Annotated in this window: 12 protein-coding genes; 4 read left to right on the top strand and 8 right to left on the bottom strand. The window is 58.4% G+C overall.

The features are described 5' to 3' along the window. Positions 1-50 precede the first annotated feature (50 nt). Positions 51-1,820 carry a transposase gene (locus AC1DWZ_RS02275; RefSeq protein WP_477167239.1) on the top strand — a complete coding sequence of 590 codons (1,770 nt, stop codon included), beginning with the start codon at positions 51-53 and terminating at the stop codon, positions 1,818-1,820. Between the two features lie 82 nt (positions 1,821-1,902). On the opposite strand, the gene AC1DWZ_RS02270 is transcribed toward AC1DWZ_RS02275, so the two are convergent. The 4 genes from AC1DWZ_RS02270 to AC1DWZ_RS02255 form a co-directional block, all read right to left on the bottom strand. After that, positions 1,903-2,325 (bottom strand): growth inhibitor PemK, encoded by a 423-nt coding sequence (locus AC1DWZ_RS02270; protein ID WP_477167238.1) that lies wholly within the window; start codon positions 2,323-2,325, stop codon positions 1,903-1,905. Positions 2,326-2,331: 6 nt separating this feature from the next. Next, positions 2,332-2,601: a type II toxin-antitoxin system prevent-host-death family antitoxin gene (locus tag AC1DWZ_RS02265; protein ID WP_477167237.1), complete on the bottom strand. Its 270-nt coding sequence runs from the start codon at positions 2,599-2,601 to the stop codon at positions 2,332-2,334. A gap of 428 nt (positions 2,602-3,029) precedes the next feature. Next, the gene (locus AC1DWZ_RS02260) at positions 3,030-3,473 is read right to left on the bottom strand and encodes a DUF411 domain-containing protein (protein ID WP_477167236.1); all 444 of its coding nucleotides are present in this window, start codon (positions 3,471-3,473) and stop codon (positions 3,030-3,032) included. A 15-nt stretch (positions 3,474-3,488) separates the two neighbouring features. After that, positions 3,489-4,124 (bottom strand): cation efflux transmembrane domain-containing protein, encoded by a 636-nt coding sequence (locus AC1DWZ_RS02255; RefSeq protein ID WP_477167235.1) that lies wholly within the window; start codon positions 4,122-4,124, stop codon positions 3,489-3,491. Between the two features lie 72 nt (positions 4,125-4,196). Here AC1DWZ_RS02255 and AC1DWZ_RS02250 point away from each other — a divergent pair, with 72 nt between their 5' ends. Further along, complete coding sequence (locus AC1DWZ_RS02250) at positions 4,197-4,619, top strand: MerR family transcriptional regulator (RefSeq protein ID WP_477167234.1); 423 nt, start codon at positions 4,197-4,199, stop codon at positions 4,617-4,619. A 3-nt stretch (positions 4,620-4,622) separates the two neighbouring features. Here AC1DWZ_RS02250 and AC1DWZ_RS02245 read toward each other — a convergent pair whose 3' ends face one another. After that, positions 4,623-5,024: a hypothetical protein gene (locus AC1DWZ_RS02245; protein ID WP_477167233.1), complete on the bottom strand. Its 402-nt coding sequence runs from the start codon at positions 5,022-5,024 to the stop codon at positions 4,623-4,625. 149 nt (positions 5,025-5,173) lie between these two features. On the opposite strand from AC1DWZ_RS02245, the gene AC1DWZ_RS02240 reads away from it, so the two are divergent. Then, entirely contained in the window at positions 5,174-6,751 is a 1,578-nt protein-coding gene (locus AC1DWZ_RS02240) for an efflux RND transporter periplasmic adaptor subunit (RefSeq protein WP_477167232.1), read from the top strand. Beyond that, complete coding sequence (locus AC1DWZ_RS02235; protein WP_477167231.1) at positions 6,748-9,870, top strand: efflux RND transporter permease subunit; 3,123 nt, start codon at positions 6,748-6,750, stop codon at positions 9,868-9,870. The genes AC1DWZ_RS02240 and AC1DWZ_RS02235 overlap by 4 nt, the downstream gene beginning before the upstream one ends. Positions 9,871-10,139: 269 nt before the next feature. On the opposite strand, the gene AC1DWZ_RS02230 is transcribed toward AC1DWZ_RS02235, so the two are convergent. The 3 genes from AC1DWZ_RS02230 to AC1DWZ_RS02220 form a co-directional block, all read right to left on the bottom strand. Then, a complete protein-coding gene (locus AC1DWZ_RS02230; RefSeq protein WP_477167739.1) occupies positions 10,140-10,430 on the bottom strand; it encodes a DUF1272 domain-containing protein in 291 nt (96 codons plus the stop codon). A gap of 136 nt (positions 10,431-10,566) precedes the next feature. Beyond that, positions 10,567-10,815, bottom strand: coding sequence for a DUF1272 domain-containing protein (locus tag AC1DWZ_RS02225; RefSeq protein ID WP_477167230.1), 249 nt, complete (start codon positions 10,813-10,815; stop codon positions 10,567-10,569). A 46-nt stretch (positions 10,816-10,861) separates the two neighbouring features. After that, positions 10,862-13,996: an efflux RND transporter permease subunit gene (locus AC1DWZ_RS02220; RefSeq protein WP_477167229.1), complete on the bottom strand. Its 3,135-nt coding sequence runs from the start codon at positions 13,994-13,996 to the stop codon at positions 10,862-10,864. Positions 13,997-14,000 lie beyond the last annotated feature (4 nt).

Raw genomic sequence — 14,000 nt, 5'->3', positions numbered from 1 at the left:
CATTCCGTAGCAATAATCCCCGTAATCTCCAGAGGTTACGGGGATTTGCTTTGCCTAAGATATCTTCTGAGGAACCCGCCAAGCGGCGGCCGCGGCTTCCGCCGCCTTGCAACGGCATAGAAGTCAACTTCTGCCGCAATCCGCGCTGCGTCAATTTCGGCCGACCAGATCGATACGATTTGCCAGCCAAGAAGGGGCGCCGATCGCAAGGCACCGTCCATCTCTATACTATCGTCAATGCCATGGCCGATAAGGGCATACGCTGCAATGCCTGCAATCAGTTCACGCGAATACGCTCGAACTTCGGCATCGCCCAAGAGTATTTCCGGATCGCCAAGTATCTGCTGCCGAGTTTCGGTCCAAAGTGTGCGACGCCTGGTTGCTCTAACATCTACGGCATCGACGAAGACCCGTCTCTTTGGCGACCCCATGGACGAACGCCATCTGGTTCTCAGCGGTATCAGTGCAAGGTCTGCTCGCGGACGCTGTCCGTTGGTCGTTCGACACTGAGACATCGAAAGTCACATGAAAATCGAGAGATCTTTCTTGCGCTCATGAACGGAATGCCGATCCGCCGCATCATGAAGGTGCGTGAGATCGGTGCTGGCACGCTCTACGGGAAGATTGATTTTCTGCATGCGCAATGCATGAAGTTTGCTGCCGAGCGCGAACGGCAATTCGAAGGCATGATGTTCCCGCACATGCGTCTCGCGACAGACAAGCAAGACTATCACGTCAATTGGGTTTCTCGGAAGGAGCGCCGGCCGCTCCGGTTCTCAGCATTCGCAACAGCCCACCTCGATAGCGGCTACATCTTTGCGCTCAACCTGACTTACGACCCAGACATTGATACAGCCACGGCGCAGATCCAGACGATGGACTTCGGAGAGATGACAACGCAACCGGAGTATCGGCGCCACGCCCGGTTGTGGCTGCCTAGTGATCACAAAGCGGCACAGTCCAATTCAGCAAAGCTGATCGAGGCCAACGTCGAAGGTGGAACCTTAGGTGAACGAATAGACCGACTGTATGCCGCGTTTGAGGCGCTGGGCAGGGAGGAATTCGTCGACTGGTTCGAAAACCTCCCCAAGAAGGGCGCGCAGGTCCGGAAGGACTACGTTGCGGCTGCACATTTCAACCTCATAGCAGGCATGCTCCATGAAGCGCCCGGGCTGACGTTTTACATGGACCTCGATGCCGAATTGCGCAGCGCCGTCATGTCTATCTTCCAGGCGCGAATTCGTAGCGGGACGACGGATGTCTTCTACGTGAAGATCGCCAAGGAAATGTCGATCGATAAGAAGCGAGCCATCGTCGGCCGCATCAAACGTCATCTCGATCGCGTAGCTCGCATGTATCCTGAGAAATCGCCTTATGAGATCCGACGCATGCTGATTGTTCGGCGTATCATGCGAATGGAGCGCCATGGTCGCTACGACGACCTCTGGCTGAAGCATCCGATCCCATCGATGGCAGAACCAGACAAGCAGGTAAGCCATCTCACGAATTTCGGCGATCGCAGCAATCTCGAATTCGCATACGAATACGACCGCGCTTCGCTTCATGCGGTCGACCGATTCTTCATGCAAATCCGACGCGGCATCTCATTTGCCGAACGGCCGATTTCCACTGCTAACACCGGCCGTCGTGTCTGGTATGGCAAGCACGCTTACAACCCGGTGATGCTGATGAAACTCATCGAGATGTATCGCATCGTCTTCAACTATCACGAACTCGGCGCGGACAAACAGACACCGGCGATGCGCCTCGGTCTCGCCAAGGGCCGCGTAAAACTCGAAGACATCATTTATTTTCAGTGAGCGGGCGCTGGTTAGAATTCATGCGTTTTCCCCATTAGATGGGGATTTTGCAGTATTTTTAACACCGCCACGCGCAGCAGCGCTAATCGCGCGGCGTTGGCCGCGTGCTGGCCTGAACGATCCGTGCCACGATCTCGGCATGCAGTGCCGGCGGCAGGAAGCCGTAGTCGAAGGTGCCGGGTGGTGCGTTTGGGATTGGGTGCAGATCGAAGCCCGGCCAGGCAAAGGTATTGAGGTCCGTGACGACGACCCAAGATTTCTGCTCATCGAGCCCGAGATGACGTTTCACGCGCGGCGGCAGCTCAACGCCTTCCGAAGGCGGTGCCGGCGGTGAATGCGTCACTGGAGCCACGACGACCGAAACAACGCCAGCATCGTCTTTGACGGCTACCACGATCGCGCAGGGGCGCTGCTTGGAACCTGCATCCGCACCGGCGGCATACTCGTTGCGCCAGAGATAGTCGTAGCGAATGACAAGGCCCGCCTCCGGCTTGGGCAGCGGCACGCCGGACTATTTCTGATCGAGCAGATTGTCGAGATGCGCGTGGCGCGGTTCCATGCGGGCGTCCTTGACCGCCGCGAGAAGATCCTGCGGCAATTCGCTCGGATGGTAGCTCTTCCGGGATTCAGATAGGATGCGCTGAAAGCGTTCGAACTCGTCGGCCGAGACGAAGTAGCCCGTCGTCTTGCCATGACTCTGAACCTGGATCGGCTCGCGCTGCGCGCGGCGCTGATATTCGCCGAAGTTTCGGCAGAACTCGGTAGCAGGAACGGCAGTCATTCGTCTCTCCTCTTGCTTCCTGTAATTTGCGCATTTTGCGCAAAATATTCAAGTGCTAAGGAGTCGAAACTCGCAATTTGCGCAATTTACATATTTTCGGCTGACGCAGTGCTTCAGCGCGGTGTGGCGGCTCGGAATTGATGTTTATCCATAATATATTCAGCTAAACATCGAACCCGGTAACCCCTTGAAATCCTGGGCTTGCGGTTCAACTATTTATTCACCGATACCTCAGGACGCCGACTATTTGTGCAAAACCGTCTTGGCCATATTTCCCGTCAATGATGGAGAGCGCCTAGCGTTTTCAAACACCAACACAGATTTGCGAACGTTTCTGCACGCCCGTGAGCGTTTTCGCACCCCTAGTCCAGGGTCAAATCCGTTTCGCATGATCCGCTCTCCATCGCACCGCCATTCTCGTGTCGGGACTACTCAGTAAAAAACACCTTGGGCATGCCATCGCCAATGATGAAGACGACCAATGGTTCGGTCTTCTCGCCACCCATGCCAGGCGAACCGGCTGGCATGCCAGGCACAGAGATACCTTTGATGGCCGGCTTCTCGGTCAGCAGCTTGTCAATGGCCGCGGCCGGCACATGGCCTTCGATCACATATCCGTCAGCCAAGATGACGTGACAACCGGCCATCTGCTCAGGCACGCCGAGCTCTGCACGCATCTCCGTGAGCCTCTCCGATTCACTGATCTCTACAACGTAGCCATGATCGCGCATGTAAAGTGCGTGATCAGCACAGCAGCCGCAATTCGGATCCTTGATCAGCTGCAACTTCGTGCCCGCCGTGGCAACAGCGAACAGTTGGTGCGGCGCCAGTGTCAGGGCGACGGACATCGCAAGCATGGATCGACGTTTCATTTGGCGCTCCTGTGATCAGACCTGGGATATTGGTTCGCCAGAGCTCAACTCACTCCGTGCCTGTCGAATAATCTGCCAGCCACCGCTGATGCCAAGGACGGCCATGATCATCGCGACAACAAGGTCCGGATAACCCGTCCCGGTGCCGAACACACCGGCGGCCGCGGCGACCACGGCGATGTTGCCGATTGCATCGTTGCGCGAGCAGATCCAAACCGACCGCATGTTGGAATCACCCTGCCGGAAGCGATAGAGGATGAGGGCGACGCCGGCGTTCGCAGCCAGCGCCAAAATGCCGACAATCCCCATGACCTCGGCTTGTGGCAATGTTCCGGCATAGGCATGCCAGCCTGTCGAGCCAAGGACCCACAGACCTAGCGCGAGAAGTCCCCAGCCCTTTGCCAAGGCTGCACGGGCCCGCCAGGCAAGGCCCAGACCGGCTACGCCCAGACTGATGGCGTAGTTGGCGGAATCCCCCAGGAAATCCAGGGCGTCGGCCTGCAAGGATGCAGAGCCGGCAGCGGCGCCAGCAGCGATCTCGCCGGCGAACATGGTGGCGTTGACGATGAGGGCAATCCAGAGCGCCCGGCGCCAGGCGGGGCCGACCTTGGTTTCGCTGGCGCAACTGTCGTGTGAGCAGCAACCTGCCATGATGACTTCCGATGGTTGAAGTGAGCCACTTGGCGCCTTATATGGACCCTATAGTCACTAGAGGGTCAAGATATGACAGCCCGAATTTCGATCGGCGAGCTCGCCAAGGCGACCGGAACCAAGGTCGAGACCATCCGGTATTATGAGGGCATCGGCCTGCTGTCCAAGCCCGCCCGGACGGCCGGCAATTACCGCAGCTATGCGCCAGATCATTTGACGCGGCTGGGCTTCATTCGTCGATCCCGCGACCTTGGCTTCTCGCTCGATGAAGTGCGCGATCTATTACGCTTATCCGACGATCGGGGCCGATCATGTGACGAAGTTGACACGATCGCCAAAACGCATCTCGATGACGTCGAGCGCAAGATCGCGGACCTGGAGAAGCTGCGGAAGGAACTGAAAGGCCTCATTAAGCAGTGCCATCGCGGCACCATTGCCGAATGCCGGATCCTCGACGCGTTGGCCCCTGAGGCTGTTCGTGTTTCTCAGCCGTAACAATCAGATACCTCTGCCGTATATGATCCAGGGAGCCCCGTGACGCGACGAGGCGTCGCATCGGGTGAAGATTTCGGGTTCGCTTTCCAGGGGCTGGACCAATATATTGACCATGATGACGCGCAAACTGTTCATGTCCTTGCTTTTGACACTGGCTATGGTCCTTTCGACCATGGGCCCGGTCGGCGTCAGCGCATCCGAGCCCATGGATTGCGCCGGCATGATGGCCGGCATGGACTCAAAATCCGCCCCTGACGCACCGAAGGCACCGAGCTGCATCGACAAAGCCGGCTGCCTGTTGTTTTGCGCGAAGTTGCCGGCGCCCACCAGCGTGGTGTTCGGTTCGACCTGGTCCAAGAGCTCGTTCGCGACTGCTGATGCCGGCGGCATGAACAGCGTCGACACCAAGCCCGATCACAGCCCTCCCAAGCTTATTGCCTGATCGCTGATCCACACGCCGCGCAAGCGGCTCTTGTGGATTCGGTGTCGTGCGTCGGTTGCGCACGACAGAGAACCGTCTTGCCGATTTGATCGGCTAAACGACAGGCTTTGTCATGAAAAAACCAAACCGCGGCCGCCGCGCGTGGCCGCTCACGATTGCTTTGTCACTACTTATCGCAGCGACAGCATACCTCAACCGAGGTCACCTTCCGAGCCTCCAGGCCTTCGCTCAAGAGAGCGGCAATGCCGCGCCAACGACGGACGCGGCGAAAGGCAAGATTCTCTATTACAAGGATCCGATGGGCGGCCCTGAAACATCACCTGTCCCGAAGAAGGACTGGATGGGCATGGATTTTCTGCCCGTCTACGAAGGCGACGCTGCGGCACAGCCAGATGCGGCTCCCGCAGCGCCCGCAAGCGGCCAGGGCAAAATCCTCTACTACAAAGATCCCATGGGCGGACCGGATACCTCGCCCGTCCCGAAGAAGGATTCCATGGGGATGGACTATCTCCCGGTCTATGAGGGCCATGAGACACCACCCAAGCCTCGATCGCAGGTAACGCCGGCGGCCGACAAGGGCAAGGTCGTCTACTACCGCAATCCTATGGGCTTGGCGGACGTGTCACCGGTGCCGAAGAAGGATTCCATGGGGATGAACTACATCCCGGTCTACGAGAACGAGGCAGCCAGCAGCAATGTCGTGCAGGTCAGCCTCGACAAGGTGCAAAAACTGGGAGTCATGAGCGAGCCGGCGGTTTTCCGCCGGCTCGTCCGCGCCATTCGTGCCGTCGGCACTGTTCAAATCGATGAATCCCGGCAGGTAATCGTCACCAGCAAGTTCGAAGGCTGGATCGAGAAGCTGCAAGTCACCAAGACAGGTGACACCGTCAGTCGCGGCGATTCCTTGCTGGAGATATTCAGCCCGACCCTGCGGATTGCCGAAAGCCAGTATCTTTCGACCCTGAAAAGTAGCCCAGAACTGGCCCGGACAGCGAAGGATCAGCTGCGCAACAAGGGCATGACCGACGAGCAGATCATCTCCCTGGAGGGACAGACCACGCCGCCCCGAACCATGACCATCTCGGCGCCCTCGGGCGGCCAGGTCATCGAGAAGCAGGCCATTTTGGGGATGCGCGTCGAAGCCGGTGATCCGCTCTATCGCTTGGTCGATCTCAGCCATGTCTGGGTCGTCGCCGAAATCCACGAGCAGGATCTTGCATTGATGCGAAGCGGGCTGCCCGTCGATATCGCCTTCGATGCATTCCCAGGCAAGAGTTTTTCAGGAACCGTCAGTCTCGTCTACCCGATGGTGGCAATGGACACGCGCACGGCGCAGGTTCGGATCGAGATGGATAACAAGGAGGCGTTTCTCAAACCTGGGATGTTCGCCAATGTCTCGATCGCGGGTGATATGCAGACCGCCGAGATGCTGACCATTCCGGAAAATGCCGTTCTCGACGATGGCCTTGAGCAAACGGTCCTGATCGATCGTGGTGAGGGCAAATTCGAGCCACGGTCAATCGAGATCGGCAGCGGTGCCGATGGCTATGTCGCCGTGACCAATGGCCTCGTGGCAGGCGACAAGGTGGTCGTCAGCGCCAACTTCTTGATCGACGCGGAAAGCAATCTCCAGGCAGCGTTGCGCGCGTTCATGACCAAGCAGACGAGTGCCGCGGAGCCGACGCCATGATCTCCGCCGTTATCCGCTGGTCGAGCCGCAATATTCTCCTGATCTTGCTGGGAACTGTCTTCATTGTTGGTGCCGGTATTTACGCCGTGCGGCAGATTCCGCTCGATGCCATCCCGGACCTCTCCGACACCCAGGTCATCGTCTATACGGAATATGCCGGCCAGGCGCCGCAGGTAGTGGAAGATCAGGTTACCTATCCGCTGACGACGGCCATGATCAGCGTGCCGCGGTCGAAGGCCGTGCGTGGCTTTTCCTTCTTCGGTGTTTCATTCGTCTACATCATCTTTCAGGATGGCACGGATATTTACTGGGCGCGCAGCCGGGTGTTGGAATATCTCAACTTCGCCCAGAAGAACCTGCCCGCAGGTGTGACACCGTCACTTGGCCCGGATGCGACCGGGGTGGGCTGGGTCTACCAATACGTCGTCGAAGGCTCAAACCGGACTTTGGCAGAACTTCGCACGATCCAGGATTGGTTTGTTCGCTATCAAGTCGCCAAATCCGAAGGTGTTGCCGAGGTCGCCAGCGTCGGCGGCTTCACCCAGCAATACCAGGTCATCGTCGACCCAAAGCGATTGCAGGCCTATGGCCTCTCACTCGGAGATATCAAGAATGCCGTTCGCGACAGCAATATGGATGTCGGCGGTCGAACGGTCGAGCTGACGGAAACGGAATACGTGGTGCGCGGCCGCGGCTATCTGAAAGGCATCGATGATCTGCGCAAGGTCGTCGTCAAATCTGCCAGTGGCACGCCGGTCATGTTGCAGGACGTCGCCCGCATCGAAATGGGGCCCGACGAACGCCGCGGCATCACGGAATTAAATGGCGAAGGCGAAGTGGTCAGCGGCATCGCTCTGCAGCGGTTCGGCGCCAACGCCCTAGATGTCATCGATAATGTGAAAGCCAAGCTCGCCGACATCGCCAGCGGTCTGCCCGACGGCGTCACCATCAAGTCCGTTTACGATAGATCAGAACTGATCCAGCGCGCGATCGAAACATTGAAGCATACGCTCATCGAAGAGAGCATTGTCGTTGCCATCGTCTGTTTCGTCTTTCTACTGCATGTTCGGAGCGCCCTGGTCGCGATCATCATGCTGCCGGTCGGCGTCCTCATTGCCATGATCGTCATGCATGCATTCGGTCTCAGCTCCAATATCATGAGCCTGGGTGGGATCGCGATCGCCGTTGGCGCCATGATCGACGCGGCCATTGTCATGATCGAGAACGCGCATAAGCACCTCGAACGGGCCAAGCCAGGTGAACCTCGCATCGACGTGTTGATCCGAGCCACGACGGAAGTCGGGCCGGCGCTGTTCTTCAGCCTGCTCATTATCACAGTGTCGTTCCTGCCCGTCTTCACGCTGGAAGCGCAGGAAGGTCGCATGTTTCAGCCGCTCGCCTTCACCAAGACATTCGCTATGGCCGGCGCCGCCTTTCTATCCATCACCCTGGTGCCGGTGCTGATGATCATCTTTGTGCGTGGGAAGATCGTTCCCGAGGCGCGCAATCCCATCAACCGGCTGCTGATCTGGATTTACCGGCCGGTCATCCGCCTGGTGCTCAAGGCGAAGATCCTGACGATCCTCGTCGCCCTTCTGATTCTGGCTGCAACAATCTATCCGATCCGCCAGCTTGGCACCGAATTCATGCCGACCCTCAATGAGGGGACGCTCATGTATATGCCGACCACCTTGCCGGGCCTCTCGGTCACCAAGGCCGGTGAACTGCTGCAGACCCAGGACAAGATCATCAAGACCTTCCCGGAAGTGGCCAGCGTCTTTGGCAAAGCTGGCCGCGCAGCCACGGCGACCGACCCGGCACCGACTGAGATGATCGAAACCATCATCAACCTGAAGCCGCAGTCCGAATGGCGGCCGGGCGTTACCATTGACAGTCTGATCGCGGAGATGGACAGCGCGCTGCAGTTACCGGGCGTTAGTAATGCCTGGACGATGCCGATCAAGGCGCGCATCGACATGCTCTCGACCGGGATTCGGACGCCGATCGGCATCAAGATCATCGGTTCGGATCTCACCAAGATGGATGCGCTGGCGCGGCAGATCGAGGCGGTCGTGCGTCAGGTGCCAGGCACGAGCAGCGCCTATGCCGAACGCGTGGTTGGCAGCTACTACCTCAACATCACGCCGGACCGGGATGCCTTGGCACGCTATGGCATCACGATTGCCGCCTTCCAGGACACCCTGGCCATGGCTCTGGGCGGCGAGACGGTCACGACGACTGTCGAGGGTCGCCAGCGGTTCAGCGTCAATCTGCGCTATCCGCGCGCCCTGCGGAGCGACCCCACGGCAATCGGCCGGCAAGTCCTTGTCGACAGTCCCACGGGTGCGGCCATTCCGCTGGGGCAGGTTGCCAAGATCGAGCTTTCGCAGGGCCCGTCCACGATCCGCACGGAGAATGCGCTACTGGCGCTCTACGTCTACATCGACATTCGTGGCCGCGACATTGGCGGCTATGTGGCGGATGCCCGCAAGGCCGTCGCCGACAACGTCACCTTCCCACCGGGCTATTTTGCTGTCTGGAGCGGCCAGTTCGAGTATCTGGAGCGCGCGGAGAAGCGCCTGCAGGTTGTTGTGCCGGTAACGCTGCTGATCATCTTCCTGTTGCTCTACCTTAACTTCAGGCGCCTGACCGAAACACTTATCGTCATGCTCTCACTGCCATTCTCGCTGGTTGGCGGATTCTGGCTCATGCACCTGCTGCACTTCAATATGAGCGTCGCGGTCGCCGTGGGTTTCATCGCGCTGGCGGGGGTCGCTGCGGAGACCGGCGTTGTGATGTTGATCTACCTCGATCAGGCCATGAAGGAGCGGCAACGGCAGTGCGAGAGCGAGGGGCGCCAACTTGCCGCTGCCGACATCTACGCAGCGATCATCGAAGGCGCGGTCGAAAGGGTTCGGCCAAAGATGATGACCGTTGTGGCAATTATGGCCAGCCTGTTGCCTATTCTGTGGAGCACCGGCACGGGATCAGAAGTCATGCAGCGTATTGCCGTGCCAATGATCGGTGGCATGATTTCATCGACATTGCTGACGTTGATTGTCATCCCGGCTGTCTATGCGCTGATCAAGGGTTGGAAACCGACTATGACCTCGCACTGAATCCAGCAGTTCGAGATTTCGAAACGAGCGGCCCGTGCTAACGAAAAGCGGCGGCAGATTATCAAGCTGCCGCCGCTTTCCTACCCGGCCAGATAAATAACTGAACTTCGCATCGGCGCCTTTTTGTATTCCTAAGTCATTGACTCAGATGAATTTAGAGTTCTCTATAGGTTCTCATTCACCACACCTATATTGAACGGCTCGAGCTGTTCACTGGTCATCGTCAAGGCTGAGCGGCGGAACAATTGCTCTTCCCTGGCACCGAGGCCTTACGACCAATACCACCATCGATCTAGGGGCGATGACCCGACGATCCCGGCGCCGCCGAGGTCAACGGGATGATCATCATCGTGCATCTGCCGATGGTTCGTAGAGATCTCGTTCGGCCTCTCCGCTATGCGTCGCGGGCGAGAACGCAATTCATCGCCGCAAGCAGCGCATCTCCCACGAGGCACCCGCCGCGCGCAATCGGCGCAGTAGGTGCACTCGAAACTGCAAATCATCGCATTGGGTGAGCTTGGCGGCAGATCTCTGCCACATCTTTCGCAGTTCGGGTGCATTTGAAGCATGAGACGTTCCTCTGCAAGGAGGCCTGCCCCATCCGGAGAAAGGATGGGGCAGGCTATTACCGGTCTTCACCCACCAGCCACGGAGACCTTGAAGACCGGTTTCACCGGCATGTATCGCGCCGGAAAGTCATGTTGATCGACTGCATCCACCGGTCTTCCGGACACGTTCCGTCGATGCTGGATGCTTCTCCAACATCGGGGCTGGCCTAATCGGCCTCGGCTGTAGCTCTCCGCCGCAATTCGGGCATCGGCCGCCGATCACCTTTTCCACACAATCTCTGCAAAAAGTGCATTCGAAGCTGCAGATCAAGGCATCGCGGGATTCCGGTGTCAGGTCCTTGTCGCAGCATTCGCAGTTCGGTCTTAGCGCCAGCATGGGAAGCTCCTCTTGAAAGCATCGGACAGAACAAATCGAATGCCGGTCATGTCACCTTCCTCCGCCCGCCGAGATTGCGGACCAAGGTATAAAACGCCGGCGTAAAGGCGAGACCGAACACGGTGACACCGACCATGCCGAAGAAGACGGTAGTGCCAAGCGATTGCCGCATCTCGGCACCGGCCCCATGGGCAACGACCAAGGGCACCACACCCGCAATGAAGGCGAGTGACGTCATCAGGATCGGCCGGAGGCGGGTCTTTGCGGCATGCACCGCGGCCTCTTCTGCCGGAATGCCGTCATCGTCCTGCCGTTGCTTCGCGAACTCCACAATCAAAATGGCGTTCTTTGCTGCGAGACCGACAAGCACCACAAAGCCAATCTGGGCCAAGATGTCGATCGGCATATGGCGCATTTCCAAGCCGATGGCCGAGGTGAGCAGGCACATGGGCAGGATGAGGACGATCGCCAGGGGAATCTTCCAGCTCTCATACTGCGCGGCGAGCACCAGGAAGACAAAGAACCCGGCTGCCCCGAAGATTGCGAGTGTTGGAATACCCTGCTGCTCCTGCTGATGAGCAAGATCCGTCCATTCGAACGCAACACCCTGCGGCAAGACCTCCTTGGCGATGTCGGTGAGCCGCTTCATCGCCGTGCCGGAGGAGGTTCCCGGCGCGGCAGCGCCCATGACTTCGGCTGCCGGATAGAGGTTGTAACGCGGCACGCGATAGGGTGCGGTCTCATTGCGGAAGTTCGCGACCGTCCCGATTGGCACCATTTCGCCGGTGGCGTTACGCACTTTGAGGCGCGCAATATCCTCGGCCGACTTCCGATATTGCTGGTCGCCCTGCACGATTACCTGATAGGTGCGACCGAGATAGTTGAAGTCGTTCACGTATTGGGAACCGAGATAGAGCTGCATGGTCGAAAAGACGTCCATAGGAGTGAGCCCCACCTTCTCCGCCTTCAAACGATCAATATCGGCAAAGACGGTTGGTGCACCTGCATTATAGAGGGTGAAAACACCGGCAAAGGCCGGGTCCTTGTTTGCCGCAGCCACCAGCGAATTGGTCGCCTGCGCCAGGGCCTGGGGACCTAGCCCTGCCCGGTCTTCCAACATCAGCTTGAAGCCACCGGCAGCACCGAGACCTTGGACGGCCGGCGGCTGGATCACGATAACGAATGCGTCCTTGATCACCGACAAACGTTTGCGCAGCTCCTGAACCATGGAGGCCGCATTGATGCCTGGAATGTGCTTCCCGTAGAGGGACGGCAATGATGTGAAGACCGTCCCTACATTAGGCGCGATCGTCGAAGTCGTGACATCGAACCCAGCGGTCGGCGAAGTATGCTCCACTCCTGGTGTATCGAGCGCGATCTCGTTGACCTGCCGCACCACGGCGTCCGTGCGTGAAAGGCTCGCTCCCGCCGGCAGCATCACGACAATCGCGAGATAGCCGATATCCTGGTCCGGAATATAGCCTGTGCTCATCCGCGACATCTGAAAGCCGGTAAAACCGATGAGGCCAGCATAGACAGCGACAACGATCATGGTGGCGCGCACAAGCCTGCTGGTGACCTTGCCATAACGCGAAGACAGCCAATCGAAGCCTACATTGAAATAACCAAAGAGCGTCTTGATTACGCCCGCAATTCCCCGCGGCCCGGCATGGCCGTGATGCGGCTTCAACAGAACCGCGCAGAGGGCCGGGCTCAACGTGAGGGACACAAAGCAGGAAATGATCGTTGATGCCGCAATGGTGATCGCGAACTGCTTGAAGAACAGCCCGGATATCCCGGAAATGAACGCTGACGGGATAAACACGGCACAGAGTGTCAAAGCGATGGCGATAAGAGCCGTCGACACCTCGTCCATCGTGCGATGTGCGGCCTCTCGCGGCGACATCCCGAGTGCCATGTTGCGCTCGACATTCTCCACGACCACGATCGCGTCATCGACCACGATACCCACCGCCAGCACGAGACCGAACAACGAGAGATTGTTGATCGACGCTCCAAAGGCCGCCAACACCATGAAGGTGCCAAGGAGCGAGACCGGGATGGCAACCACCGGAATGATGGTCGCACGCCAACTTTGCAGAAAGAGATAAACCACCAAGACGACGAGCAGAATGGCCTCGAAGATCGTAACGATTACTTCCTCGATTGATTGGCTGACGAAGGTGGTCGGATCATAGATGTTGATGTAATCCATGCCGCTCGGGAAGCTCTTCTTGAGCTCGGCCATCTTATCCCAGACAGCATGTTCGACCTCGACGACGTTGGCGCCCGGCGTCGCGATCACCCACCACGGCGCGGAGATATGCTTATCCGCATAGGCAATCGAGCCATAGTCGACGGAGCCGAGTTCTGCTCGGCCAATGTCACTGATCCGTGTAACACGACCCTGATCGTCCGATTTGACGATAATGCTCGCGAACTCCTCAGGCGTCTTGAGGCGTCCTAAGGCTTCCACGTTGATCTCGTAGGCAGCATCGCTCTCGGTCGGCGGCTCGTTGAGAACGCCGGCGGAAACCTGCGCATTTTGAGCGCGGATCGCAGCAAGGATCTCATTGGCGCTGATATCAGACGCCGCGGCTTTGTCCGGATCGATCCAGATCCGCATCGCATATTGCCGCTCGCCCAGGAGCCAGAAATCGGCAACACCAGGCAAACGGGCGATCTCATCCCGGACGCGAAGCATATAATTGGACATATATTCAGCGCTGCGAGAACCGTCCGGAGAATAGACGTGAACGCCCAAGAGCAATGCCTGGATTGTCTTCTTGACCTGGACACCCTGAAGCTGGACCTCCTGGGGCAAGCGCGCCAGGGTGTCCTGGACGCGATTTCGAGTCAGCATCAGTGCCGTATTGGGATCCGTGCCGACCTTGAAGATGACGGTGATGGCCAAGGCGCCATTGCCCGTGGACTGACTGCTGATGTAGTCCATGTTTTCGACACCGTTGACCGCCTGCTCCAAGGGCGTCGCCACGGTCTTGGCCACTGTCTCCGCCGACGCGCCAGGGTAATTTGTCGTAATCTGGACCGTCGGCGGGACGATGTTGGGATATTGGGCGACCGGCAGAAAGAACATGGTCGCCACACCGAAAATAACGATGAAGGCATTGATCACGACCGCGAAGCGCGGCCGTTCGATGAACGTATGAGCGAGTTTCATGGCT

It is taken from the genome of Dongia sp. P2_B8 (assembly GCF_056404715.1).
This window is presented reverse-complemented; position numbering and strand designations above follow the sequence as displayed.